We start from the raw sequence: 24,406 nt of genomic DNA, 5'->3' as shown, positions 1-24,406 counted from the left end.
ACCCATCGTCCTCCGGCAGGAGGCGCGGGGGTCGGACGGTGATACGCCCCGGCGCGTCAGGGAGCGGGCTCGAGCCCCATCGGCCCGTAGACCACCGCGCCGTCGCGGTGCAGGGTCACCGAGGCGACCCCGGCGTCGGCGAGCTCGTGCCAGACCTCGCCGAACCAGCTCTCGGCGTCGGACTGCGTCGGGAAGGTGGTGGTCGTCGTCGGCTCCCCGGTGACGGGGGCGCCGTCGGCGTCGGCGAAGGTCCAGGACCACTGCTCGCTCATGCGCCACGCACCCCCGCCTCGACGAACGGCGGCTTGCTGACGGTGGCCGCCACCGCCCGGCCGCGGACGTCGATCGAGACCTCGTCGCCGAGGGTCACCGACCGGTCGAGGAGCGCGAGCGCGACGCCCTGCTTGCGGGTCGGCGAGAAGGTGCCGGAGGTGACCTCCCCGACGACGGCGCCCGAGGCGTCGGTCACCGCGCAGTGCGAGCGCGGGATGCCCCGGCCGGTGACGACGAGGCCGCGCATCAGCCGGCTCTCCTTCGCGGCGCGCTCGGCGGTCAGCGCCTCCTTGCCCCAGAAGGCGTCCTTGTCCCAGCCGACGGCCCACGCCGCGCCGGCCATGACCGGCGTGATGTCGAGCGAGAGGTCGTTGCCGTGCAGCGGGTAGCCCATCTCGGTCCGCAGGGTGTCGCGGGCCCCGAGGCCGGCGGGCAGGCCGCCCTCCTCGGCGACCGCCGCGGCCAGCGCGTCCCAGACCGAGCCGGTGACGTCCCAGGCGGGGACGATCTCGTAGCCGCGCTCGCCCGTGTAGCCGGTGCGGCAGACGATGACCGGCAGCCCGTCCCACTCGGTCTCGACGAAGCTCATGTAGTCGTGGTCGACGGGCAGGCCGAGCCGGGCGAGGACCTCGTCCGAGCGCGGGCCCTGGACCGCGATGACGCCGTAGCGGTCGTGGAGGTCCTCGACGACGACGCCCTCGGGCGCCGCGGCGGCCAGCAGCTCGACGACCCGCGCGGTGTTGGCCGCGTTGGGGATGAGGAAGACGTCCTCGTCGGAGCGCAGGTACTGGATGAGGTCGTCGACGACACCGCCGTCCTCGGTGCAGCACATCGTGTACTGGGCCTGGCCGGGGCCGATGCGCCGCAGGTCGTTGGTCAGGCACGCGTTGACGAACTCGGCGGCGCCCGGGCCGCTGACCCGCGCCTTGCCCAGGTGCGAGACGTCGAACAGACCGACGCGCGCGCGGACCGCGGTGTGCTCGGCGACGACACCCCCGCCGGGGTACTCGATCGGCATCGACCACCCCCCGAAGTCGGCCATCTTCGCGCCCAGGGCGACGTGCCGGTCGTGCAGCGGCGAGTGCTTGAGGTCGGTCATGGTCGCACCGTACCGCGACCCACGGACGCCCCGGCGGGCCCGGTTAGTCTGCCGCCATGACTTCACTGACCGTGACGACCAAGACCTCAGCCGACCTGCCGGTCGACGCCCTCGTCGTCGGCTCCGTCCGCACCCCCGACGGCGCCGACCTCGCTGCGGGGCACGGGCTGCCGCGCAAGGCCGTCGTCCACCTGCAGGCGGTGCTCGCCGACCTCGAGGCCACCGGGAAGGCCGAGGAGGTGCACCGCGTCGTCGCGGTGCCCGGCGTCAAGGCGACCTCCGTCGTCGTCACCGGTCTCGGCGAGGGCACGACCCGCCGGACCGCCTTCGAGCACACCGTCCTGCGCGAGGCGGCCGCGTCCGCGCTGCGCTCGGTCCGCGGCAAGAAGGCCGTGGGCGTGGCCCTCCCGACGCCCGACGCCGAGTCGCTGTCGGCGGTCGCCGACGGCGCCTTCGCCGGCTGCTACGTCTACGACAAGGCCGCTCCCCTGCCCGCGCGCAAGGGCCGCCCGGCCGCCACGCCGGTCACCGGCCCGAAGATCGTCGTCGTCTCGGGCCTGGGCCAGGGCAAGGCCGCCAAGGACGCGGTCGCCCGCGCCGGGGTCCTCGGCGCCGCCCGCGACTGGGCCCGTGACCTCGTCAACATGCCGCCGAACCTGCTCTACCCGCAGTCCTTCGCCGATGCCGTCAAGAAGCGCGCGGCCGAGTCCTCCGCGAAGATCACCGTCTCGGTGCTCGACGAGAAGGCGCTCGTCAAGGGCGGCTTCGGCGGCATCACCGGCGTCGGCCAGGGCTCGTCCAACCCGCCCCGCATCGTGACGATGAGCTGGTCGCCCTCGAACGCGAAGGGCTCGGTCGCGCTCGTCGGCAAGGGCATCACGTTCGACACCGGTGGCCTCAACCTCAAGCCGTCCACCGGCATGGTGACGATGAAGTGCGACATGGCCGGCGCGGCCGCCGTCGCCGCGACGGTCCTCGCCGCCGCCGAGACCGGTGTGCCGGTGGCCGTCACGGGCTACCTCTGCCTCGCCGAGAACATGCCGAGCGGCACCGCGCAGCGGCCGAGCGACGTCGTCGTCATGCGCGACGGCACGAGCGTCGAGATCCTCGACACCGACGCCGAGGGCCGGATGGTCCTCGGCGACGGCATCTGCCTCGCCGCCGAGAAGACCCCCGACTGGATCGTCGACATCGCGACGCTGACCGGCGCGCAGATGATCGCCCTCGGCGACGACATCGCCGGCGTCATGGGCAACGACGACGCCTTCCGGGCGAAGGTCGTCGCGGCCGCCGACGCCGCGGGCGAGGGCGCCTGGCCGATGCCGCTGCCGGCGGCGCTGCGCGCCAAGCTCGACACCCCGACCGCCGACATCGCGCACAAGGGCGACCGCGCCGGCGGGATGCTCACCGCGGCCAAGTTCCTCGAGGAGTTCGTGCCCGAGGGGATGACGTGGGCGCACGTCGACATCGCCGGGCCGGCCTTCAACGAGAAGGGACCGAAGGGTCGCAACCCCAAGGGCGGCACCGGGTTCGGCGTCTCGACGCTGCTCGGTCTCGTCGAGGGGCACGCCACGCGCGCCTGACCACCGACCGCACGGCGGACACCCCGGACGGGGTGCCCGCCGTGCTCGCGTCGTGGAGGGTGGCGCTCAGCCGCCGCTCTTGCGCCGGAACATCTGCTGGCGGGCACTGGTCTCCGGGCCGTGCGCGTGGTCGACCTTGCCGTGCTCGGAGGAGTCGGAGACGTCGGTGCCGCCGTGGGCCTGCTTCTTGTCCAGGGCCGCCCGGAAGCGGGCCTTGACGTCGTCGGGCACTGCGGCGCGGGGTCGGTCCTTGGCGGCCATGACGGCTCCTTCGGGGTGCTCGGGATCGGGTCCCCCACCGTGCCACGCCGGGGCGCGCGGGGCCACCGGGTTCTCGCTCAGGCGCGCTCGTCGCGCCGCTGCCGCGCGGTCCAGGCCCGCATCCGCGCCGGGTAGCCGGTGAGGTTGACGTCGTAGACGGGCACCTGCAGGTTGCGGGCGACCTCGAAGGCCTGAGGGCGTGATGGCAGGGCGCGGCGGGTCCACTCGCCGTCGTGCGCGATGAGCACGACGGTCGTCGCGGTCACGTTGGTCGCCGGCTCCACGTACGCCTCGACCCCGCGCCGCGTGCCCACGAACTCCTCCAGGTGGGCACGCGCACTCGCGAGGTCGCTGCCGTCGTGCGGTGCGGCGCCACCGCGCCGGCCTCGTCTCCACCACGCCATGCGCACACGATAGGCGAGCCACCTGCCCTCTCCCTGTGCGTCCGCCACGCGTCGCCACCTCGTGCGCGGGCCCGCGGGGGTGACAGGATGCGGGACGTGGCCGGCGCGCCCACCCCCAGCGCCGCCGTGCCCACCGACCGCCACCGCGAGAACGGAGCAGCATGCCGGCCACCGCCGAAGCCACCCACGACGTCGTCGTCCTCGGAGGAGGGAGCGGCGGGTACGCCTGCGCGTTGCGCGCCGCCGAGCTCGGCCTCTCGGTCGCCCTCGTCGAGAAGGACCTCCTCGGCGGGACGTGCCTGCACCGCGGCTGCATCCCGACCAAGGCCCTGCTGCACGCCGCCGAGGTCGCGGACGCGGCGCGCGAGGCGGGCCGCTTCGGTGTGCGGGCGACCTTCGAGGGCGTCGACCTCCCGGCCGTCACGGCCTACCGCGAGGGCGTCGTGGCCCGGCTGCACAAGGGCCTCCAGGGGCTCGTCTCCGGGCGGAAGGTCGAGTACGTCGAGGGCACCGGCCGGCTCGACGGCCCGCACACCGTCGTCGTCGGCGACCGCCGGCTCGTCGGGCGCCACGTCGTGCTCGCCACCGGCTCCTACGCCCGCACGCTGCCCGGGCTCGAGCTCGGCGGCCGCGTCGTGACGAGCGACCAGGCGCTCGGCCTCGACGAGGTCCCCGGCCGCGTCGTCGTCCTCGGGGGCGGGGTGATCGGCGTCGAGTTCGCCTCCGTCATGCGCTCGTTCGGCTCCGAGGTCACCGTCGTCGAGGCCCTCCCCCGGCTCGTCGCCGCCGAGGACCCCGCCTCCAGCAAGGCGCTCGAGCGGGCCTTCCGCAAGCGCGGCATCACGGTCCGCACCGGCGCCCGTTTCGCCTCCGCGACCGACGGCGCCGACGCCGTCACCGTCCGCCTCGAGGACGGCACCGAGCTCGAGGCCGACCTCCTGCTCGTCGCCGTCGGGCGCGGCCCGGTGACCGACGGGCTCGGGTACGAGGAGGCCGGTGCCACGGTCGAGCGTGGCTTCGTCGTCACCGACGAGCGCTGCCGCACCGGCGTCGAGGGCCTGTGGGCGGTCGGCGACATCGTCCCCGGCCTGCAGCTCGCGCACCGTGGGTTCGCGCAGGGCATCTTCGTCGCCGAGTCGATCGCCGGGCTCGAGCCGGCCCCCGTCGTCGAGTCCACCATCCCCCGGGTCACCTACTGCGACCCCGAGGTCGCGTCCGTCGGTCTCACCGAGGAGCAGGCCCGCGAGGTCCACGGCGACGCCGTCGAGGCCTACGAGTACAACCTCGGTGGCAACGGCAAGAGCCAGATCCTCGGCACCCAGGGCTTCGTCAAGCTCGTGCGGGTCACCGACGGCCCCGTCGTCGGGGTCCACATGGTCGGCTCCCGGATGGGCGAGCAGGTCGGCGAGGCCCAGCTGATCGTGGGCTGGGAGGCCCACCCGGAGGACGTCACGCCCTTCGTGCACGCCCACCCGACCCAGAACGAGGCCCTCGGCGAGGCACACCTGGCGCTCGCCGGCAAGCCCCTGCACGCACACAACTAGAGTGATGACCGCCACCGCCCACGAAGGAGAGCACCACTGATGTCGGAACGTGTACAGATGCCCGCACTCGGCGAGTCCGTGACCGAGGGGACCGTGACGCGGTGGCTCAAGGGTGTCGGCGACGAGGTCGCGGTCGACGAGCCGCTGCTCGAGGTCTCGACCGACAAGGTCGACACCGAGATCCCCTCGCCGGTCGCCGGCACGCTCCAGGAGATCCTCGTCCAGGAGGACGACACCGTCCCGGTCGGCGCCGACCTCGCCGTCATCGGTGACGGGCCGGCCTCCGGCGGTGGCGACTCCGCCCCCGAGCAGTCGCAGGAGCAGTCCTCCTCCGACGGGCCCGCCGACGAGGTGGCCGACCCGGCCGACACCGACGCGGTCGCCGAGGCCGGCGACGAGGGCGGCCAGGAGCCGGCCGAGCCGCAGTCCGACGGCGGCGCGCAGGAGCAGCCCGCGCCGTCCTCGGAGAGCTCCTCCGGCGGGTCCGGCGACGGCACGACCGTCCAGATGCCCGCGCTCGGCGAGTCCGTCACCGAGGGCACCGTCACCCGCTGGCTCAAGGCCGAGGGCGACGAGGTCGCCGTCGACGAGCCACTCCTCGAGGTCTCGACGGACAAGGTCGACACCGAGATCCCCTCGCCGGTGGCCGGCACGCTGACCAAGATCCTCGTCCAGGAGGACGAGACCGTGCCCGTGGGCGCCGACCTCGCCGTCGTCGGCGGGTCCGGCGGCGGGTCCGCCCCGGCCGCCGAGCCCGAGCAGGCTCCCGCGCAGGCCGAGGAGGCCCCCGCGAAGGAGGAGGCCCCCGAGCCCGAGCCGGAGCAGCCGGCCCAGCAGGACGAGCCCGCGCCGGCCCCGGCCGACGAGGCTCCCCCGCAGGAGAAGCCGGACGAGGCCGCCGCCGCGGCCGACGAGGCCCCGGCCGCGACCACCGCGCCGTCGTCCTCGACCTCGACCGCGCCGACCCCGCGCGAGAACGAGTCCGACGCGAGCAGCTACGTCACCCCGCTCGTGCGCAAGCTCGCCGCCGACCACGGCATCGACCTCGCGTCGGTCACCGGCACGGGCATCGGCGGGCGCATCCGCAAGCAGGACGTCCTCGCCGCCGCCGAGGCCAAGAAGGCCCCGGAGCCCGAGCCCGAGGCCCCCGCCGCGGCGCCCGCGTCCCAGCCGTCGTCGTCCTCGGCCCCGGCGGCCGCGGCGAAGCCGGCCGCCGACAACGGCCTGCGCGGCACGACGCAGCCGATGTCGCGCCTGCGCAAGACGATCGCGCGTCGCATGGTCGAGTCCCTCCAGGTCTCGGCGCAGCTGACGACGGTCGTCGAGGTCGACGTCACCCGCATCGCGCGGCTGCGCGACCGGGCCAAGGCCGACTTCGCGCAGCGCGAGGGCACGAAGCTCAGCTTCCTGCCGTTCTTCGCCCTCGCCGCGGTCGAGGCGCTCAAGGCGCACCCGACCGTCAACGCGAGCATCGAGGACGACCAGGTGACCTACCACGGCACCGAGAACCTCGGCATGGCGGTCGACACCGAGAAGGGGCTCATCGTCCCGGTCCTCAAGAACGCCGGCGACCTCAACATCGCGGGCCTGGCCCGCGGGATCGCCGACCTCGCGAACCGGACGCGGAGCAACAAGATCATGCCCGACGACCTCGCGGGCGGGACCTTCACGATCACCAACACGGGCTCGCGCGGTGCGCTGTTCGACACCCCGATCATCAACCAGCCGCAGGTCGGCATCCTCGGCACCGGCGCCGTCGTCAAGCGGCCCGTCGTCGTGACGGCCGAGGACGGTGGCGAGACGATCGCGATCCGCTCGATGGTCTACCTGGCGCTGTCCTACGACCACCGCATCGTCGACGGCGCCGACGCCGCGCGCTTCCTCACGACGATGAAGCAGCGACTCGAGGAAGGGGCGTTCGAGGCCGACCTCGGTCTCTGACGCGCCCGCCGTGAGCCGCATCGTCGTCACCGGCTCGTCCGGGCTGATCGGCACCGCGCTCGTCGCCGCGCTCCGTGAGCGCGGCGACGAGCCGGTCCGGCTGGTCCGGCGCGCCCCCGCGGCCGCCGACGAGGTCCGCTGGGACCCCGCGAGCCGCCATCTCGACCCGGCCGTCCTCGACGGCGTCGACGGCGTCGTCCACCTGGCCGGCGCGGGGGTCGGCGACAAGCGGTGGACCCCGGCCTACAAGCGCGAGATCCTCGCCTCGCGGACCGACTCGACGACCGCGGTCGCGGGGGCCGTCGCGGCGGCCGACCACCCGGTCCGCCTGGTGTCCGGGTCGGCCGTCGGCTTCTACGGCGACCGCGGTGACGAGGAGCTGACCGAGGCCAACCCGGCCGGCACCGGCTTCCTCGCCGACGTCGTCCTCGCCTGGGAGGCCTCGGCAGCTGCCGCGGTGGACGCCGGGGCCTCGGTCGCGTTCGCGCGCACCGGGATCGTCATGGCCCGTGACGGTGGCGCGATGGCCCCGCTGCTGCGCCTGGCCCGGCTCGGGCTCGGCGGCCCGCTCGGCCTCGGCCGCCAGTTCTGGCCGTGGATCACCCTCGTCGACGAGGTCCGCGCGCTGCTGCACCTGCTCGACCACCCGGAGGTCACCGGACCGGTCAACCTCGCCGGTCCCACCCCGGCCCGGCAGAAGGACGTCGCGGCCGCCCTCGGGCGCGCCCTGCACCGGCCGGCCGTGCTGCCCGCCCCGACGCCGGCGCTGCGGCTGGTCGTCGGCGAGTTCGCCGGCGAGATCATGGGCAGCCAGCGCATCGTCGGGGAGGCCCTCGTCGCGAGCGGCTTCGTCCACGAGCACGGGGACCTCGACACCGCGGCCCGCTGGCTGGTGGCCTGAGCGCGGCGTTCACGTCGCGCGCAGCGCCTCGAGCCTCCATCCGTCCGCGGTCCGGACAACCTCGACGAGCACCGGCTCCCCGGGGACAGCGGTGACGTCGGTGTCGTCGCCCGGGCGGAGGACGCGGTGTGCGCCCACCCCCACCGTGGCCCGGAGCACCGCCCGGTCGGCTCCCGCGGAGCGCACCGCCACGTCGGTGACCCGGTAGCGGAGCCCCTCGTAGCGCGTGCCCGCCGCGCGCAGCGTGCGCACCGCGGCGGCGTCGCGGCGGTGCAGGGCCCCGGCCGTGGTCTCGGCGGCGTCCAGCCGGGCGGCGTCCGCGGCGCGGTAGGCGGCCGCCCGCTCGTCGGCGAGCACGGTGAGCAGCTCCTGCGGCCGCTGCACGGGGGCGAGGGGGTCCAGGCGCGGGTCGTCCGTGGCCGCCGGCTCGGCGCTCGGTGCCGCGGCCGGGACCGACGCCCGCGCGGGGTCGTCGCGGCCGACGAGGACCCCGGCCACGACGAGCGCCGCCACGAGGCCGAGGGCGCAGGCGCCGAGGCCCGCGGCACGCACGACCCGGAGGCGGCCGCCGGCCCGCGGCGCCGTCGGCGCCCGGTGCCTCCCCCGCTGCGCCGCGGGCGGGACGGGCGGCCGGCCCGCCGCGGCGCGCAGCCGGTAGGTCACCGCGCTCTCGTCGTCACCGCCGACCCGCAGGCGCAACGGCTCCGGCCGGGCGGCCGCGAAGAGCAGGCACGCGAGCTCGTCGGCGCCCGGGCGCTCCTCCGGACGAGGGTGGACCGCCGCCTCGAGCGCCGCGAGGACCGCCTCCGAGCCCGCACCCGCCCGGCTGACCTCCGCGAGCGAGGGCCGCAGCCCGGGGGCACCGGGCACCTCGCCGGCGAGGCAGAGCCAGCCGAGCGCGCCGAGGGCGTAGACGTCGGCGGCGGGGGTGGGGGCGGCTCCGAGCAGCACCTCCGGGGCGAGGTGGCCGGGCGTCCCCCAGACGGCGGCCGGCGCCTCCCCCAGCACGCGTCCGAGGCCGAGGTCGGCGAGGGCCGGGCGGCCGTCGAGGTCGAGCAGGACGTTGCCGGGCGACACGTCGCCGTGCACCACGCCGGCCGCGTGCAGCCGCCCGAGGGCCTCGGCGAGCGGGGCGAGCACGGTGACGACCTCACCGGGCCCGAGGTGACCCCTGGCGCCGACGAGGGCCGCCAGCGAGCCCCCGCGCATCAGGGGCATGACGAGCGCCACGCGGGCGTCGGGCAGCGTCAGGCACGCCTCGACCCGCACGACGTGCTCGGCGGCCGCGCGACTCGACACCGCCGCCTCGCGCACCGCGGCCTCGGCGGCCTCCGGGTCGGCGTGCGACACCTTGAGCGCCACGCGCCGCCCGTCGGTCAGGCGCACCGCCTCCCAGACGTGCGCCGTGCCTCCGCTGCCCAGCAGCCGCCCGATCCCGAAGCCCGGGACGGCCGGCGCCTGCGTCGTCTCCATGGCCACCACCGTGCCCGACCCGACGAGGACGCCAGCGGAGTTTTCCACAGACGTCCTCGCCCGCCCGGCCCCTAGGGTGGCGCGATGACCACCGACGCGCCGACGATCCTCGCCACCTCGGGCGGCTACCGGCCCGGGCACCGCACCTGGTTCGAGCTCGACGCCCTCGTCCACCACGCCGTCGAGCTCTCGGGCGCCCACGGCCGACGGCCCCGGGTCGCGTTCGTCGGCACGGCCTCGGGCGACCCGGAGGCGTTCTCGTTCCGCGCACTCGAGGCCGGCCGGGTGGCCGGGTTCGACGTCAGCGTCCTGTCGCTCTTCCCCATGCCCAACCACGAGGACCCCGCGGCCCTCCTCCTCGAGCAGGACGTCGTGTGGGTCAACGGGGGGTCCGTGGCGAACCTGCTGGCGGTCTGGGACGTGCACGACCTCCGCCCCGCGATGCGCGCGGCCTGGGAGGCCGGGGTCGTGCTCGCCGGGGTGTCGGCCGGCTCGATCTGCTGGTACGTCGGGGGCACGACCGACTCCTTCGGCCCCGAGCTGCGGGCGGTGACCAACGGCCTCGGGCTGCTTCCGTACGGCAACGGCGTCCACTACGACTCGGAGGAGCGGCGACGACCGCTGGTGCACTCGCTGGTCGCCGACGGCACCCTGCCCGAGACGCACTGCACCGACGACGGCGTCGGCCTCGTCTACCGCGGCACGGAGCTGGTGGAGGCGGTGTCCGAGCGCGACGGCAAGGGCGCCTACGTCGTCATCCGGGACGGTGACCGGGCCCACGAGGAGCGGCTCGAGCCGCGCCGGCTGCCCTCTCCCTGAACGGGACCCGGGTCAGCGCGGTGGGTCGACGACCGCGACCACCCGCTCCTCGCGCGCCGAGGCGCGGGCCGCGTCGACGACCGCGAGGACGTGGACGGCGTCCCAGGGGTCGACGGGCATCGCGGCCTGCGGGTCGTCGGCCGACAGCGCGGCGGCGACGGCGCGGTAGAGGTCCGCCTGGTTGCTCGACGCGCGGGCGACGGGCTGGCGCTCGTCACCGCGGTACAGCCACCCGGCGTGGTCCGCGTCGAGGTCGGACTGTGCCGACCACGGGTGCGCCTCGGCCTCGAAGTCGGCCAGGACGAACGCGGCGGCGGTGCCCAGCAACCGGATCCGTGGGCCCGGCGCCCCCGCGAGCGACGTGGCCGAGAGGTGCGACTCCACTCCCCCGGCGTGCCGGCAGAGGAGGAACGCGTCGTCCTCCGCCCGGGTGGTGCGGGCGTGCGCGGTGGCCACGACCGAGCGCACCGGGCCGAACAGCCGGACGGCGGCGTCGACGAGGTGCGTGTGCAGGTCCAGCAGCAGCCCACCGCCCTCCTCGGGCGGGGCGTTCTCGCGCCAGCGGTCCTTCGGCACGGGACGCCAACGCTCCCAGCGCATCTCGTAGCGGAACGGCTCCCCGACGAGGCCGTCGGCGACGACCTTCGCCAGCGTCACGTGCTCCGGGTCGTAGCGCCGGTTCTGGAAGACGGTGAGGGGCACGCCGGCCCGCGCGGCGTACCGCACCGCGTCCGCGGCCGAGGCTGCGTCGACGGCGAGCGGCTTGTCGACGACGCAGGCGACGCCGGCGTCGACGACGGCCCGCACCTGCTCCGCGTGGCCACCGCTCGGGGTGGCGAGCACGACGAGGTCGAGGCCCGGGACCGCGAGCAGCGCGTCGAGGTCGGCGACGACCTCGACGCCGGGCAGGTCGGAGCGCGCGGCCGCCGCCCGCGCGGCGTCCCGCGTCGAGACGGCCACGACGTCGAGGCCCGCCTCCCGCAGGCGCGGTGCGTGGATGTCGCGCCCGGCGAAACCGAAGCCCGCCAACCCGACCCGCGTCACCGCGACCCCTCCGCCGGCTCGGTGGCCGGCGGGTGGGCCCCGGCCGCGTGGTGCCCCGGCCCGGACCGTCCGCCGTCGGCGACGAGCCGCGCCGGCCACCACACCCGCGGACCGAGGTCGTGGGCCATCGCGGGGACGAGGAGCGACCGGACGACGAAGGTGTCGAGCAGCACGCCGAAGCCGACGATGAAGGCGATCTGGACGAGGAACTGGATGGGCAGCACCGACAGCGCAGAGAAGGTCGCCGCGAGGACGATCCCCGCGCTCGTGATGACACCGCCGGTCACGGCGAGGCCGACGAGCACGCCCGGTCGCGTGCCGCGCACGAGCGACTCCTCGCGCACCCGCGTCATGAGGAAGATCGAGTAGTCGATGCCCAGCGCGACGAGGAACACGAAGCCGTACAACGGGATCGCAGGGTCGCCGCCGGTGAAGCCGAGCACGTGGTCGAAGACGAGGGCCGAGATCCCGATCGTGGCGCCGAAGGACACGACGTTGCCGACGACGAGGACGAGCGGCGCGACGAGCGAGCGCAGGAGCAGCGCGAGGATGACGAAGATCACCGCGAGGATCGTCGGGACGATGACGCGCAGGTCGCGCGCGCTGGCGTCGAGGACGTCGAGGTTCGTGGCCGCGTTGCCCCCGACGAGCGCGTCCGGGCTGACGGCGTCGAGGTCGGTGCGCAGCCGCTCGACGGTGTCCTCCGCGCCCGCGCTGTCGGCCGCGTCCTTCGTCGTCGCCTGGAGGAGCACGTCGCCGTCGACGACCTTCGGCGGCGGGGCTTCCTGGCCGGGCTGCGGGGGCACGAGCCCGAGGTAGGCCGAGTCGATGCCGGGGTCCTTCGAGACGAGCTCGAGCGCCGCGTCCGCGTCGGCCTGCGGCACGACGACCTGGAGCGGCTGGGCCGCACCGGCCGCGAAGTGCTCTGCGATGACCTCCTGCGCGGTGATGGAGTCGACCTCGGTGAGGAAGGTCTCCTCGATGGAGGCCCCGCCGGCCTTGAAGGTGGGGACGAACGCCGCCGCCGCGAGCAGCGCGACGAGGGTGACGACCCAGGTGCGGCGCGGGTGCGTGCCGACGAGGCGGGCGACCCGGCCCCAGACGCCGCGGGCGGAGCCGACGACGTCCTCGGCGTGGGCGTGGTCGACCTTCGGGGCGAAGGGCCAGAAGATGCGACGGCCGAAGAGCAGGAGCACGGCGGGCAGGAAGGTGAGGGACGCGAGGAGCGCGCCGGCGATGCCGAGGGCGCCGACCGGGCCGAGGCCCGAGGTGCTGCGCAGCTCGGCGAGCAGGAGGCAGAGCAGGCCGATGATGACCGTCGCCGCGGACGCGCCGACCGGTTCGACGGCGCCGCGCCAGGCCTTCTTCAGCGCGACCCACGAGCTCTCCTCGTCGTGCAGCGCCTCCTTGAAGCGGCTGACGAGCAGGAGCGCGTAGTCGGTGGCGGCGCCCACGACGAGGATGAAGAGGATGCCCTGCGACTGGCCCGACAGTGTGATGACGTCGTTCTTCGCGAGCTGGTAGACGACCGCCGCCGCGGCCGACAGACCGAGCACCGCGCTGACGAGCACCGCGATCGGCAGGATCGGGCTGCGGTAGACGACGAGCAGGATGACGAGGACGACGACGAGCGCGACGAGCAGGAGGATCCCGTCGATCCCGGCGAACGCCTCGGAGAAGTCGGCGATGAGCCCGCCCGGCCCGCCGACGTACCCCTCGAGCCCGTCGGCCGCGAGGTCCGTGCGCAGCGCCTCGCGCAGGGCGTCCGCGCCCTCGGCGAGCGGCGTCGTCTCCCCGGAGGCCGCGGTGCCCGTCGTGCCGTCGAGCGGGACCGACACGAGCACCGCCTCGCCGTCCTGGGCGGGGACGGGCACGACCTGCGACCCGGGCACGAGGTAGTCACCGAGCGTCCGGCCGGCCCCGAGGCCGGGCAGCTCGAGGGAGGGCACCGACTCGGCGAAGCGCTGCACCGCCTCGAGGTCGCCGGCGTCCAGGCGCCCGCCGCCGGTCCGCTCGACGACGACGAGGTAGGGGAGCTCGGTGCTCTCGCTGAAGCGTGCGACCGCGTCGCTGACGAGGGTCGACTCCGCCTGCGCGGGGAGGAAGGTCGAGTTGTCGTTGGACTGGACGCCGGCGAGCTTGCCCTGGGACTGCCCGCCGATGCCGCCGACGAGCAGCCAGAGCAGGACGACGGCGACCGCGCCGAGCAGGGCCCAGCGGGGACGCCGGGCCTTCGCCCGGGGGTCGTCGGCGGGGGCCTCGGGGGTGTCGGTGTCCGCGCTCATGGACCCAGCGTATTGAGGTTCGGGCGGGCCGTCCGCCGGGTCCGCCCAGGCCTCGGCGTACCGTGGGCGCCATGCGCTTCGTGCACCTCGGCTTCGCCCCCGACCTCGTCGACTACGAGGCCGGGTGGGCCACCCAGCGCGAGGTGCACGCGCAGGTCGTCGACGGCACCCTCGAGGACACGACCCTGCTGCTCGAGCACGCCGCGGTCTACACGGCCGGCAAGCGCACCGAGCCGCACGAGCGCCCGGTCGACGGCACGCCCGTCATCGATGTCGACCGTGGCGGCAAGATCACCTGGCACGGGCCCGGGCAGCTCGTCGGCTACCCGGTCGTCCGGCTGCCCGAGGTGCCGATCGACGTCGTCGCGCACGTGCGTCGCCTCGAGGAGGTGATGATCCGGACCTGCGCTGATTTCGGCGTCGAGGTCGTCCGGGTCGAGGGCCGCAGCGGCGTGTGGGTGCTCGCCGACGAGCGCGGCCCGGACCGCAAGCTCGGGGCCATCGGCGTCCGGGTCAGCCGCCGGGTGACGATGCACGGCTTCGCGCTCAACTGCGACGCCGACCTCGGCTGGGCCGACGCCATCATCCCGTGCGGCATCGCCGACGCGGGCGTCTCGTCGATCTCCCGCGAGGCCGGGCGCACGGTCACCGTCCAGGACGTCCTGCCCTACGCGGAGAAGCACCTCGCCGACGTCCTCGGCCGCGCCTGAGCACCCTCCCCGCACCGCCGTCCCGGGCTGTCGGGACCGGAGCGTAGGCTTGAACGCGTGACTGTCGCACCCGAGGGACGCCGCCTGCTGCGGGTCGAGGCGCGCAACGCCGAGACCCCGATCGAGCGCAAGCCCGAGTGGATCCGTACCACGGCCCGGATGGGGCCGGAGTACACCCAGATCCACTCGATGGTGAAGGGCCAGGGCCTGCACACCGTGTGCCAGGAGGCCGGGTGTCCCAACATCTTCGAGTGCTGGGAGGACCGCGAGGCGACCTTCCTCATCGGCGGTGACACCTGCACGCGCCGCTGCGACTTCTGCGACATCGCCACCGGGCGCCCGCAGCCGCTCGACCTCGACGAGCCGCGCCGGGTCGCGGAGTCGGTCGCGACGATGGGGCTGCGCTACGCCACCGTCACCGGTGTCGCGCGCGACGACCTCGCCGACGGCGCGGCCGGCCTCTACGCCGACACCATCCGGCAGATCCACGCGCTCAACCCCAACACGGGCGTCGAAATCCTCCCGCCCGACTTCGGCGCGAAGCCGGAGCTCGTGGGGCAGGTCTTCGACGCGCGGCCGGAGGTCTTCGCGCACAACCTCGAGACGGTGCCGCGCATCTTCCGCCGCATCCGGCCCGCGTTCACCTACGAGAAGTCCCTCAAGGTCCTCTCGATGGCCCGCGAGGCCGGCCTGGTCACCAAGTCCAACCTCATCCTCGGGATGGGCGAGGAGGACCACGAGATCGAGGAGGCCATCCGCGACCTCCACGACGCGGGCTGCGACATCCTGACGATCACGCAGTACCTGCGCCCCTCGCCGCTGCACCACCCGATCGACCGGTGGGTCAAGCCCGAGGAGTTCGTCCACTGGTCCGAGGTCGCCGACGAGGTCGGGTTCAAGGGCGTCATGGCCGGGCCGCTCGTCCGCTCGTCCTACCGCGCCGGCCGCCTCTGGGCCACGGCGATGCGCCGCTGGGGCCGTCCGATCCCCGAGCACCTCGCGCACCTCGCGCAGGCCGCGAACGACCCCGCTCGCCAGGAGGCGGCGTCGTTGGTCGCCAAGGCGGCTCGGCCCGTATCCTGAGGCCCGCGTCCCCGCACTCGCGGGCGACCGCACCGTCCTCGACCAGGAGCACCTCCCCCGTGTCCGACGCACCCGAGAAGAAGCAGGGCCGCATCGCCGAGATCCGGCAGGCCTACCAGGCGATCAAGTCGCTCGACCCGAAGCTCGGGTGGTGGATGCTCGGGGCCGCGCTGCTCACGGCGGCGGTCATCGTCGGCATCGGCGCGATCTTCGGCGGCGGCTGGCTGATCTACGCGGCCATCATCGCCATCCCCTCGGCGTTCCTCGCCGCCGTCATCGTCATGAACCGCCGCGGCAACACGGCGATGTACAAGGCGCTCGACGGGCAGGTCGGCGCCGCCGGTGCCGCCCTGACCGGCATGGGCCGGCGTGGCTGGTACGCCGCGCAGGAGCCGGTGGCGATGGAGGGCGCGCGCGGGACGCGGGCCCAGGACATGGCCGGCGCCGCGATGGTCTTCCGCGCCCTCGGCCGCCCGGGCGTCGTCCTCATCGGCGAGGGCCCTGCCGGCCGCGTCGCCAAGCTGCTCAAGCAGGAGGAGAAGAAGGTCGCCCGGGTCGCCCCCGGCGTGCCCGTCCACCTGTGGACCGTCGGCGACGGCGAGGACCAGGTCCCCGTCAAGAAGATCTCCGGCAAGCTGACCCGGATGCGTCCGGTGCTCACCAAGGCCGAGGTGTCGGTCGTCAACAAGCGCCTGAAGTCCCTCGGCGGCCTCAAGCCCCCGGTGCCCAAGGGCATCGACCCGACGAAGGCGCGCATGGACCGCAAGGCGATGCGGGGCCGCTGACGGCTCGCGCGCCCGCGCCGCTCAGGCGGCGGGCGGCGTGGCCGGCACCCCCGGCCGGACGATGCGGGTGCCCGCGGCGAGGTCGTGCAGGCCGCGGCCGCCGGCGGTGAACAGCGCCGGGAGGACGAGCGCGGCGAGCACCGAGCGCAGGAGCACCTGGAGCGGGAAGACCCGCCGGCGCACCTGCCACACCTGCAGACCCACGAGCCGGTGGCCGACGCTCGAGCCGGTGACCGAGACGAGCACGGTGCTCAGCACGACGTAGACGCCGGCGACGGCCCAGCTGCTCGTCGGCAGGCCGAGGACCATCGGCGGGGTCTCCCCCGGCTGCGCGAGGTCGAAGGGCAGGACGAGGAAGGTCACGAGGGCGCTGAGCGTCCAGTCGACGACGAAGCCGACGAAGCGGCGCAGCAGCGTGGCGTCCGCCGGGGTCGCGGTGGGGCTCGGCGGGGTGGAGGTCGGCGGCACGCCACCAGCGTACGCGGCGACGCGTTCCACGCTTCGGGCGCGTCGTCCCACACCTTGATACGGTGGCTGGCGTTACGTCGGCGAAACATCCGGGTCACGGTCGGGAAACCGCCCCGCCCTAACGTCGTCGGCAACGCCATCAGGGCTGGCTCCCATAGCCCCTGCACCGAACCAGGAGGTTCAACACAGTGTTCAGCTCCGCTGACGAGGTCCTCTCCTTCATCAAGGACGAGGACATCACGTTCGTCGACATCCGGTTCTGCGACCTTCCCGGCGTCATGCAGCACTTCAACGTGCCCGCCGCCTCGGTCGACGAGGACTTCTTCACCAACGGCCAGATGTTCGACGGATCCTCGATCCGCGGCTTCCAGGCCATCCACGAGTCCGACATGAAGCTCATCCCGGACCCGACGACGGCCTATGTCGACCCGTTCCGCGCCGAGAAGACGCTCATCATGAACTTCTCGATCGTCGACCCCTTCACCGGTGAGCCCTACAGCCGCGACCCGCGCAACATCGCCGCGAAGGCCGAGGCGTACCTCAAGTCGACGGGCATCGCCGACACCGCCTTCTTCGGCGCCGAGGCCGAGTTCTACGTCTTCGACGACGTGCGCTTCGAGACCAAGGCGAACGCCAGCTACTACTACATCGACTCCGTCGAGGCCGCGTGGAACACCGGCCGCGTCGAGGACGGCGGCAACCGCGGGTACAAGACCCGCTACAAGGGCGGCTACTTCCCCGTCCCGCCGGTCGACCACTTCGCCGACACCCGCGACAAGATCTGCCTCAACCTGGCCAAGGTGGGCATCGAGGTCGAGCGCAGCCACCACGAGGTGGGCACCGCGGGCCAGCAGGAGATCAACTACCGGTTCAACACCCTGCTCCAGTCCGGCGACGACATGATGAAGTTCAAGTACGTCGTCAAGAACACCGTGTGGGAGGGCGGCAAGACCGCCACCTTCATGCCGAAGCCGATCTTCGGCGACAACGGCTCGGGCATGCACACCCACCAGTCGCTCTGGAAGGACGGCGAGCCGCTGTTCTACGACGAGCGCGGCTACGGCGGTCTCTCCGACCTCGCGCGCTGGTACATCGGCGGTCTGCTCAAGCACGCCCCGGCGCTGCTCGCCTTCACCAACCCGACGGTCAACAGCTACCACCGCCTGGTGCCCGGCTACGAGGCCCCGGTCAACCTCGTGTACTCGGCCCGCAACCGCTCCGCCTGCGTCCGCATCCCGATCGCCGGCGACAGCCCGAAGGCCAAGCGCATCGAGTTCCGCATCCCGGACCCGTCGTCCAACCCGTACCTGTGCTTCGCGGCGCAGCTGATGGCCGGTCTCGACGGCATCCGCAACCGCATCGAGCCGCCGGAGCCCGTGGACAAGGACCTCTACGAGCTGCCGCCCGAGGAGCACGAGGCCATCGCGCAGGTCCCCGGCTCGCTGCCGGCCGTCCTCGACGCGCTCGAGGCCGACCACGAGTTCCTCCTCGAGGGCGACGTCTTCACCGAGGACCTCATCGCCACGTGGATCGAGTGGAAGCGCAAGAACGAGGTGGACCCGATCCGCTTCCGCCCGCACCCGCACGAGTTCGAGATGTACTTCGACATCTGAGCCGTCGCGTGTCACGACGCCCCCGCCGGTCCGTCCGGCGGGGGCGTCGTCGCGTCTTGTGGTGGCCGATGAGAACCGTCCGCCCCTAGGGTCTGCCCCACCATGCCAACCCCTCTTCGCCCCTTCCGGTTCGGCGTTCTCGCCCCGCTGGGCGACGACGTCCGCTCCTGGCTCGACGGCTGCCGCCGGATCGCCGACCAGGGGTACTCCACGGTCCTCGCACCCGACGTGCCCGGCTGGCAGCCCTCCCCCACCGCGACGCTGGCCATGGCAGCTGCGGTGACGCCGTTGCGGGTCGGGACCTGGGTCACCGCGGCGCTGGTCCGCCCGCCGTGGGTGACCGCGTGGGAGGCTCATTCCCTCACCGTCCTCACCGAGGGTCGCTTCGAGCTGGGCCTCGGGACCGGCCGACCCGGCCTGGGCGAGTTCCTCGCGGAACGCGGTGTCCCGGTTCCAGACCCGGTCTCGCCGTCGACCGGAGTGGAGCTACTGGGGGCCACGGTCGATGCTCTCCGCCACCTCGACGGCGCCGCCCACACGACGCCCGTCGCCGTCGCGGTCCGAGGACCGCTGTCGCGCGCCCTCGCCGCCGAGGTCGCCGACACGGTGACGGTCGCCCACGCCCCGACCGACCGTCGCGCGGACGTCGCGCGCCGGGTGCGCGAGGTCACCGCGGTCCGCGACGTCGAGGTCGCCCTCCACGTGCCCGTCGTCGGCGACCGGGTCGCCGCGTTCATGGCCTCCGTCCGCGACACCGACCCGGCGGCGCTGCGGGCCGCGGACTCCCTCGCCGTCCTCCCCGAGGACCCGGTCGCCGCCGCCGAGGAACTGCTGCGCCGACGGGAGGAGCTCGGCGCCAGCTACGTCGTCATCGGCGCTGACGCGGCCGACGTCCTCGCGCCCGTCGTCGAGATGCTCGAGGGTCGGTAGACCCCCGCACGGCGGCAACGTCGGGCTCTCGGGGGCTTCCCGGACGCCCGACCGGCTGCTACGTTCTCCCCCACTTGGGGTGGTGCACCAAGGTCACAGGGGGTTCATCGTGCGTAGGTTCTCAGTTCCGTCCTTCCTCGCCGGCGTCCTCGGATCAACTTGCGTCGTGGGAGCGTGACATGAGACGTGTGATCTCGATCGTCGCGGCGGGCTTGGGGCTGAGCCTGGGGCTGACCGGATCTTCCATGGGGGCCACGGGGGCGGCCTCGACATCGACCTGGCTGCAGCCCCAGAGCGATGCGGCCCACAGTAACCGCAGCCTCAACGAGACAACGATCACGGCCGGTTCGGTGCTGAACCTGAGCGTGGAGTACTCACTCGGGCGACTCCCGGACTACGGTGCGTGCGGTCGCCCCAGCGAGCACGCCGCGGTGTCGACGGCGACCGCGCTCTACTACTTCGACGGCCGGCGGGTCGTCGCCGTCGACCTGGCAACAGGCCAGCCTCTGTGGCGGGGCACGGATCTGGGAGGATCCGACGGCTACAGGGTGACGGACATCGCCGTCACAGGATCTCGCGTCATCATCCAGGGAAGTGGAGGGTGCTGGTCGCAGAGCGATCCCGGGGTCACCGTCAGGGGCCTCGACATCGCCACCGGGCGGCAGGTGTGGTCGGCCGGCCGCTCCGGGTACAACCTCAGCATGCTGGTGTCAGGCAACACCGTGCTGTCCGACGGCGAGGCTCCTGGTGGCGGCGTCAGGACGGTGTGGGCATACAACGCCACTACCGGCGCTCAGATGTGGACCCGAGATGGGTGCTCCAGATCTCAATACGGCCCCGCAGGTGGATTGTTCGCGTCCAACGACAACATCATGACGACCTGTGGCGCCATCTCGTTCTCCAAGGCGGGAGCGACGAACTGGACCAAGCCGGCAGGGTGGACCTATCTGCGCGCCGATCCCAGCGGCACCACCTCGCCGAACATCTATGCGACGGACCCACTCGGCAGGATCTCCGCGCTCGGCCCCACCGGCACGCTCAGATGGACCTCTGCCGAGAAGGGTGCAGTTCTCGCGGCGGGGCCGTCACGGCTGCTGGTCACGTGCGACTCCGGCAGCATCTGCGCGCTGAACCGGACAACGGGAGCCCGGGCCTGGAAGGCCACGAGGACCACTCCCGCAGCCAGTGCCATCCTCGCCGGCGACCTCGTGTACGTCATCCCCGGCCGAGAGCCCCTGAACGCCACCACCGGACAGCCGATTCCCGAACCTGACGAGGACTTCCTGGGCCCGTTCACCTTCCTCGGAAGCGGGTCCGTACAAGTGGCGGGTGGCCGTCTCATCCACATCACCCCTCGCAACATCGATGTGTACGCCGTCCGGTGACCGAACACGGCGGTGGCTACGAGGAGCACATTTAATCTTCGGCTCTTCCCGGATGAGCAAGTGGCTGCTACGTTCTCCCCACTTGGCGTGATGCACCAAGGACACAGGGGGTCATCGTGCGTAGATTCTCGGCTCCGTCCTTCCTCGCCGGCGTCGTGGTCGCCGCCAGCCTGGTGGCCGTTCCGGCGAGCGCTCTGCCGGGCTCCGGAAGCGCCGCTGGACTGTCCGACAGCCCCGAAGGAGTCACCCCGTCGCTGTCGGTCGACCCCTTGAGCTTCCGGCTGGGCGAGAGCATCGACGCGACGACGGCATCCAGCGACTGGTGTGACACCGTCGGTTACCACTCCGACATCCCGTTGCGGCTCACCTGGTCCGCCACCGACGCGGGCAGTGGGCTGCAGGGCTTCGACGTCATCGAATACAGCGACAACGTCTTGACCTACGAGGCCCAGGACACGAGCCAGACCTCCTTCGATGTCAGAGGCATCACGTACGACGGCCAGTGCGGAGGCGGCCCGGGTGGGGTGCGGTACACCGTGAAGGCCAGAGACCACGTCGGGAACACCGCGATGTCCCGCCTCAGCGGGAGTTCGTTCGTTTCTGTGTGGCAGCAGGACGGCAAGCCCAACCCCCCGTACTCGACGTACACCGGCGATCTGGGTGTGACACGAGTGGGGACCTGGCAGACCGCCCCGTGCGTCTGCTTCGACGCAGGCTCGACGTGGTACTCGACGAAGGGCGGGAGCTCGTTGACCTACGCGGTGACAACCGGGCCCGGTCAAACCTTCGCGGTCGTCATGGAGAAGAACAGCAACCGAGGCCGAGTCGGCATCCGGGTCAACGGCGGCGCCGCGACGACCGTCGACACCTACTCATCGACCGGGAAGCACCGGGTCATCGTCTGGCAGAGCCAGCTCACCGAGGGCACGAGCACGATCACGGTGACGAACCAGGCAACGGCCGGAAGACCACGTGTGGACATCGACGCGGTGATGTTGACGTCCCCTCCCACGGGAGAGGTCCCCATGTTCCTCACCCCGGACTTCTGACACGGGTCCTGGAGCGTCAGCTCTCCGTCTCAGAGACATCCGGGGTGGCCCCCAGGTCGGCCTGGGCCTCGGCCAATGCCTGCGGCGTGTCGACGTCGCGCGCCGCGGCCGTCCCGACGCGCACGGCGACGTAGCCGGCGTCGAGCAGCGCCATCGCCCGGCCGCCGTGGCCGGTGCCGAGCCCGAGGTGGGCCAACGACGAGCGCCGGTAGACGCCGAGCAGCGGCGTGACCCGGCCCTCGTCGTCCTCGGCGACGGCGGCGCCGACCGTCTCTTCAGCACCGAGCGCGGCGACGAGCGACGGCAGCACCACCCCACCGGCCGGCATGTCGCCGGCGAGCACGGCGACCACGTCGCCGTCGCACGCCGCGAGACCCGTGAGCACCGCGGCCAGCGGACCGCCGCCGGGCGGGTCCTCGCGCACCCATCGGGCTCCCGGACGGGCCAAGGGGCGCGCAGGACCGACGAGGACGACCGGCCACCCGGACGGGATGCCCGCCACCGCCCGCTCGAGCACGCTCGACCCACCCAGGGGCGCCGCGAGCTTGTCGGCCCCGAAGCGGCGTGACGACCCGCCCGCGAGGACGACGACCGGGACGCCCTCCCGAGGCGCCGTCACCAGTCGGTCCCGTGGCAGGCCGCGGCGCCGGGCGACTCGACCTGCACCGTCGCGTGCGCGATCCCGAACCGCTCGCGCAGGACACCGGCGGCCCGCTCCAGCACCGCTTCCCCCGCCTCGTCGCTCACGAGGTGCGCGGTGGCGACGTCCATCCCGGAGGTGAGCGTCCACAGGTGCAGGTCGTGCACCTCGACGACGCCGTCGACCTCCTCGAGCGCCGTGCGCACGGCCTCGGGGTCGACCCCGGCCGGGGCGTGCTGGCCGAGCACGGCCAGCACCTCGCGCCCCAGGTGCACGGCGCGGACGAGGACGAACACGCCGATCGCCAGCGCGACCACGGTGTCCCACAACGGGTTACCGGTCGCACCCACCAAGAGCGCCGCCACGATGACGCCGACGGACCCGGCGGCGTCGGCGAGGACCTCGAGGTAGGCGCCCCGCACGTTGAGGCTCTCGGCCGCCCCGCCGCGCAGGAGGGCGAGTGAGACGAGGTTGACGACGAGCCCGATCGCCCCGACGCGCACCATCGTCCCGGAGGCCACCTCCGGCTCGGCGCCGAGGCGACGCAGGGCCTCGACGACGACGTACACCGACACCCCGACCATGACGAGGACCGCGAAGCCGGACGCGAAGACCTCGGCCCGGTAGGAGCCGTACGTGCGCCGCCCGGTCGTGTCCGGACGCGTCGCCATCCGGGTCGCGACGAGCGCCGCGCCGAGCGTGACGACGTCGGCCGCCATGTGGCCGGCGTCCGAGAGGAGGGCCAGCGAGCCCGACGCGAGGCCGGCGAGCAGCTCGACGACGAAGAAGGCCGCAACGAGGCCGAACGCGACGGCCAGCCGCCAGCGGTGCCGCCCGCCGGCGTGCCCACCGTGGCCGTGCGAGCCGCTCACGCGGTGGCCGCCCTGGCGCCGTGCCGGGCGTGGTCGCGCGCGACGCCGAGCAGCGTGCGGACGTGCTCGTCGGAGAGGGAGTAGTGGACGTGGCGTCCCTCGCGCCGGCCGACGACGACCCCCGACGCGCGCAGCAGCCGCAGCGCCTGGCTCGCCGTCGACTCCGCCGTCCGGGTCGCCTCGGCGAGGTCGTGCACGCACAGCTCCCCCGCGTCGTGCAGCGTCAGCAGCAGCCGGACCCGCGTCGGGTCACCGAGCAGCCGGAAGACCCGGGCCATCTCGTCCGTCTCGTCCACGTCTCTCCTGACATCTGATCGTCTGCTCAGATGTCATGATGCCACGTCCGGCCCGGCAGCCCGTCAGCGCGGGCGCACCGTGACGCACTGCGCGAGCGACCCGAGCGGGCCCCTCGCATCGTGCAGGCGGCTGCTGGTCAGCCCGATGCCGTTGTCGCCGAACGTGATCGACGCATCGACGCCGAGCCACTCCCCCACGGGCTCACGCAGCAGGTGCGCCGTGAGGTCGATGTTCGGGTAGTGCACCTCGCGTGGGTCGGCACGGACCGTCATCCCGTTGGCGATGTCGAGCAGGCCGGCGACCCGCGCCGTGGCACCGACCGGCTCGCCCTCGACGAGCGGCACCGGCGTCCGCACCCAGAACCACCCGCGGCCCGGCTCCTCGAGGTGGCGGCGCACCTCGACACCACCGATGAAGCCACCGGGCCACGTCTCACCCGGCGCCCAGGCCTCGAGCTCGTCGGGTCCGGGGATGCCGGGCAACGCGGTCCCGGCGACGGCGGCCGTGTCGCGCTCCGCCATGAGCCAGGCCCGCAGCAGCGCGACCGGACGGCCGGCGTGCGAGAGGCTCGCCTCGACGAGCTCGATGGTCCGTCCGGGCCGGACGACGCGCACCTCGGTGGCCACCTCGGCGACCGGGACCGTCCCGAGGATGTCGTAGCAGAGGCGCGAGAGCACGAGCCCGTCGTCGCGGCGCGCGTCCCGGTCGCGCTCGACGACGTGGGCGAGGAGGCCGAGGGCCGGCGCGATGTGCTGCTCGTCCTCGCGCCACGCGCCGCCGGTGTGCTCGCTCGCGCGGAAGGTGTGCTCGTCCAGCCGGTGGAAGTACGCCACGCCGTCGTCCTCTCGTCGGGTCCTCCAGACCCTACGCACGCCGATGCACGCGAGCGCGAACGCCGCCTTGGTGTCCTCGCGAACCCTTGCCTGAGCAAACACCGCTGCGTAAAC

At 73.7% G+C, this 24,406-nt stretch carries 24 protein-coding genes; 12 read left to right on the top strand and 12 right to left on the bottom strand.

The window, feature by feature from the left end; genetic code table 11:
* Positions 1-56: 56 nt before the first annotated feature.
* Positions 57-272, bottom strand: a complete 216-nt coding sequence (locus IG69_RS0110975) for a hypothetical protein (protein WP_030528212.1) — start codon at positions 270-272, stop codon at positions 57-59.
* Complete coding sequence (gene gcvT / locus IG69_RS0110970; RefSeq protein WP_030528211.1) at positions 269-1,372, bottom strand: glycine cleavage system aminomethyltransferase GcvT; 1,104 nt, start codon at positions 1,370-1,372, stop codon at positions 269-271. The genes IG69_RS0110975 and gcvT overlap by 4 nt, the downstream gene beginning before the upstream one ends.
* Before the next feature lie 56 nt (positions 1,373-1,428).
* Between gcvT and IG69_RS0110965 the strand changes: the two genes are divergently transcribed.
* Positions 1,429-2,955, top strand: a complete 1,527-nt coding sequence (locus IG69_RS0110965; RefSeq protein WP_030528210.1) for a leucyl aminopeptidase — start codon at positions 1,429-1,431, stop codon at positions 2,953-2,955.
* A gap of 66 nt (positions 2,956-3,021) precedes the next feature.
* Here IG69_RS0110965 and IG69_RS0110960 read toward each other — a convergent pair whose 3' ends face one another.
* Positions 3,022-3,216: a DUF5302 domain-containing protein gene (locus tag IG69_RS0110960; protein ID WP_030528209.1), complete on the bottom strand. Its 195-nt coding sequence runs from the start codon at positions 3,214-3,216 to the stop codon at positions 3,022-3,024.
* Positions 3,217-3,293: 77 nt separating this feature from the next.
* Positions 3,294-3,620, bottom strand: coding sequence for a hypothetical protein (locus IG69_RS0110955; RefSeq protein ID WP_030528208.1), 327 nt, complete (start codon positions 3,618-3,620; stop codon positions 3,294-3,296).
* Positions 3,621-3,781: 161 nt separating this feature from the next.
* Between IG69_RS0110955 and lpdA the strand changes: the two genes are divergently transcribed.
* The 3 genes from lpdA to IG69_RS0110940 are packed head-to-tail and all read left to right on the top strand — an operon-like array spanning position 3,782 to position 8,006.
* Positions 3,782-5,164 carry a dihydrolipoyl dehydrogenase gene (lpdA, locus tag IG69_RS0110950; protein WP_030528207.1) on the top strand — a complete coding sequence of 461 codons (1,383 nt, stop codon included), beginning with the start codon at positions 3,782-3,784 and terminating at the stop codon, positions 5,162-5,164.
* 39 nt (positions 5,165-5,203) lie between these two features.
* The gene (sucB, locus tag IG69_RS0110945; RefSeq protein WP_030528206.1) at positions 5,204-7,105 is read left to right on the top strand and encodes a 2-oxoglutarate dehydrogenase, E2 component, dihydrolipoamide succinyltransferase; all 1,902 of its coding nucleotides are present in this window, start codon (positions 5,204-5,206) and stop codon (positions 7,103-7,105) included.
* Positions 7,106-7,115: 10 nt separating this feature from the next.
* The gene (locus IG69_RS0110940) at positions 7,116-8,006 is read left to right on the top strand and encodes a TIGR01777 family oxidoreductase (RefSeq protein WP_036829692.1); all 891 of its coding nucleotides are present in this window, start codon (positions 7,116-7,118) and stop codon (positions 8,004-8,006) included.
* A gap of 9 nt (positions 8,007-8,015) precedes the next feature.
* Here IG69_RS0110940 and IG69_RS21020 read toward each other — a convergent pair whose 3' ends face one another.
* On the bottom strand, positions 8,016-9,527 hold the full coding sequence (locus tag IG69_RS21020; protein ID WP_157577506.1) for a protein kinase domain-containing protein: 1,512 nt from the start codon (positions 9,525-9,527) through the stop codon (positions 8,016-8,018).
* A gap of 36 nt (positions 9,528-9,563) precedes the next feature.
* Between IG69_RS21020 and IG69_RS0110930 the strand changes: the two genes are divergently transcribed.
* Positions 9,564-10,298: a Type 1 glutamine amidotransferase-like domain-containing protein gene (locus IG69_RS0110930; RefSeq protein ID WP_030528203.1), complete on the top strand. Its 735-nt coding sequence runs from the start codon at positions 9,564-9,566 to the stop codon at positions 10,296-10,298.
* Positions 10,299-10,310: 12 nt separating this feature from the next.
* Here IG69_RS0110930 and IG69_RS0110925 read toward each other — a convergent pair whose 3' ends face one another.
* Positions 10,311-11,342, bottom strand: coding sequence for a Gfo/Idh/MocA family protein (locus IG69_RS0110925; protein WP_030528202.1), 1,032 nt, complete (start codon positions 11,340-11,342; stop codon positions 10,311-10,313).
* Positions 11,339-13,627 carry an MMPL family transporter gene (locus IG69_RS0110920; protein WP_084696729.1) on the bottom strand — a complete coding sequence of 763 codons (2,289 nt, stop codon included), beginning with the start codon at positions 13,625-13,627 and terminating at the stop codon, positions 11,339-11,341. The genes IG69_RS0110925 and IG69_RS0110920 overlap by 4 nt, the downstream gene beginning before the upstream one ends.
* A 71-nt stretch (positions 13,628-13,698) precedes the next feature.
* Here IG69_RS0110920 and lipB point away from each other — a divergent pair, with 71 nt between their 5' ends.
* From lipB to IG69_RS0110905, 3 genes are read left to right on the top strand one after another with little or no spacing between them, the layout of a single operon-like run.
* The gene (gene lipB / locus IG69_RS0110915) at positions 13,699-14,337 is read left to right on the top strand and encodes a lipoyl(octanoyl) transferase LipB (RefSeq protein WP_030528200.1); all 639 of its coding nucleotides are present in this window, start codon (positions 13,699-13,701) and stop codon (positions 14,335-14,337) included.
* Positions 14,338-14,394: 57 nt separating this feature from the next.
* Complete coding sequence (gene lipA / locus IG69_RS0110910) at positions 14,395-15,420, top strand: lipoyl synthase (RefSeq protein ID WP_030528199.1); 1,026 nt, start codon at positions 14,395-14,397, stop codon at positions 15,418-15,420.
* A 59-nt stretch (positions 15,421-15,479) separates the two neighbouring features.
* Positions 15,480-16,205, top strand: a complete 726-nt coding sequence (locus IG69_RS0110905; RefSeq protein ID WP_030528198.1) for a DUF4191 domain-containing protein — start codon at positions 15,480-15,482, stop codon at positions 16,203-16,205.
* A 21-nt stretch (positions 16,206-16,226) separates the two neighbouring features.
* On the opposite strand, the gene IG69_RS21015 is transcribed toward IG69_RS0110905, so the two are convergent.
* Complete coding sequence (locus tag IG69_RS21015; protein ID WP_051750433.1) at positions 16,227-16,673, bottom strand: RDD family protein; 447 nt, start codon at positions 16,671-16,673, stop codon at positions 16,227-16,229.
* A 188-nt stretch (positions 16,674-16,861) separates the two neighbouring features.
* On the opposite strand from IG69_RS21015, the gene glnA reads away from it, so the two are divergent.
* From glnA to IG69_RS0110880, 4 genes are all read left to right on the top strand, one after another.
* The gene (gene glnA, locus IG69_RS0110895) at positions 16,862-18,286 is read left to right on the top strand and encodes a type I glutamate--ammonia ligase (RefSeq protein WP_030528196.1); all 1,425 of its coding nucleotides are present in this window, start codon (positions 16,862-16,864) and stop codon (positions 18,284-18,286) included.
* A 102-nt stretch (positions 18,287-18,388) separates the two neighbouring features.
* The gene (locus IG69_RS0110890; RefSeq protein WP_030528195.1) at positions 18,389-19,216 is read left to right on the top strand and encodes an LLM class flavin-dependent oxidoreductase; all 828 of its coding nucleotides are present in this window, start codon (positions 18,389-18,391) and stop codon (positions 19,214-19,216) included.
* A gap of 188 nt (positions 19,217-19,404) precedes the next feature.
* Entirely contained in the window at positions 19,405-20,601 is a 1,197-nt protein-coding gene (locus IG69_RS0110885) for an outer membrane protein assembly factor BamB family protein (protein WP_030528194.1), read from the top strand.
* A gap of 116 nt (positions 20,602-20,717) precedes the next feature.
* Positions 20,718-21,650: a hypothetical protein gene (locus IG69_RS0110880; RefSeq protein WP_030528193.1), complete on the top strand. Its 933-nt coding sequence runs from the start codon at positions 20,718-20,720 to the stop codon at positions 21,648-21,650.
* A 16-nt stretch (positions 21,651-21,666) separates the two neighbouring features.
* Here IG69_RS0110880 and mobA read toward each other — a convergent pair whose 3' ends face one another.
* The 4 genes from mobA to IG69_RS0110860 all read right to left on the bottom strand — a co-directional run bounded on the left by mobA (position 21,667) and on the right by IG69_RS0110860 (position 24,292).
* Positions 21,667-22,269 (bottom strand): molybdenum cofactor guanylyltransferase, encoded by a 603-nt coding sequence (mobA, locus tag IG69_RS20195; protein WP_051750432.1) that lies wholly within the window; start codon positions 22,267-22,269, stop codon positions 21,667-21,669.
* The gene (locus IG69_RS0110870) at positions 22,266-23,162 is read right to left on the bottom strand and encodes a cation diffusion facilitator family transporter (protein WP_030528192.1); all 897 of its coding nucleotides are present in this window, start codon (positions 23,160-23,162) and stop codon (positions 22,266-22,268) included. The genes mobA and IG69_RS0110870 overlap by 4 nt, the downstream gene beginning before the upstream one ends.
* On the bottom strand, positions 23,159-23,458 hold the full coding sequence (locus IG69_RS0110865) for an ArsR/SmtB family transcription factor (protein WP_342666161.1): 300 nt from the start codon (positions 23,456-23,458) through the stop codon (positions 23,159-23,161). Before IG69_RS0110865 ends, IG69_RS0110870 begins: the two co-directional genes overlap by 4 nt.
* A gap of 63 nt (positions 23,459-23,521) precedes the next feature.
* Positions 23,522-24,292 carry a thioesterase family protein gene (locus IG69_RS0110860; protein ID WP_030528190.1) on the bottom strand — a complete coding sequence of 257 codons (771 nt, stop codon included), beginning with the start codon at positions 24,290-24,292 and terminating at the stop codon, positions 23,522-23,524.
* Positions 24,293-24,406: the final 114 nt, after the last annotated feature.

This window comes from Phycicoccus jejuensis, assembly GCF_000720925.1.
Taxonomy (GTDB): domain Bacteria; phylum Actinomycetota; class Actinomycetes; order Actinomycetales; family Dermatophilaceae; genus Phycicoccus; species Phycicoccus jejuensis.
This window is presented reverse-complemented; position numbering and strand designations above follow the sequence as displayed.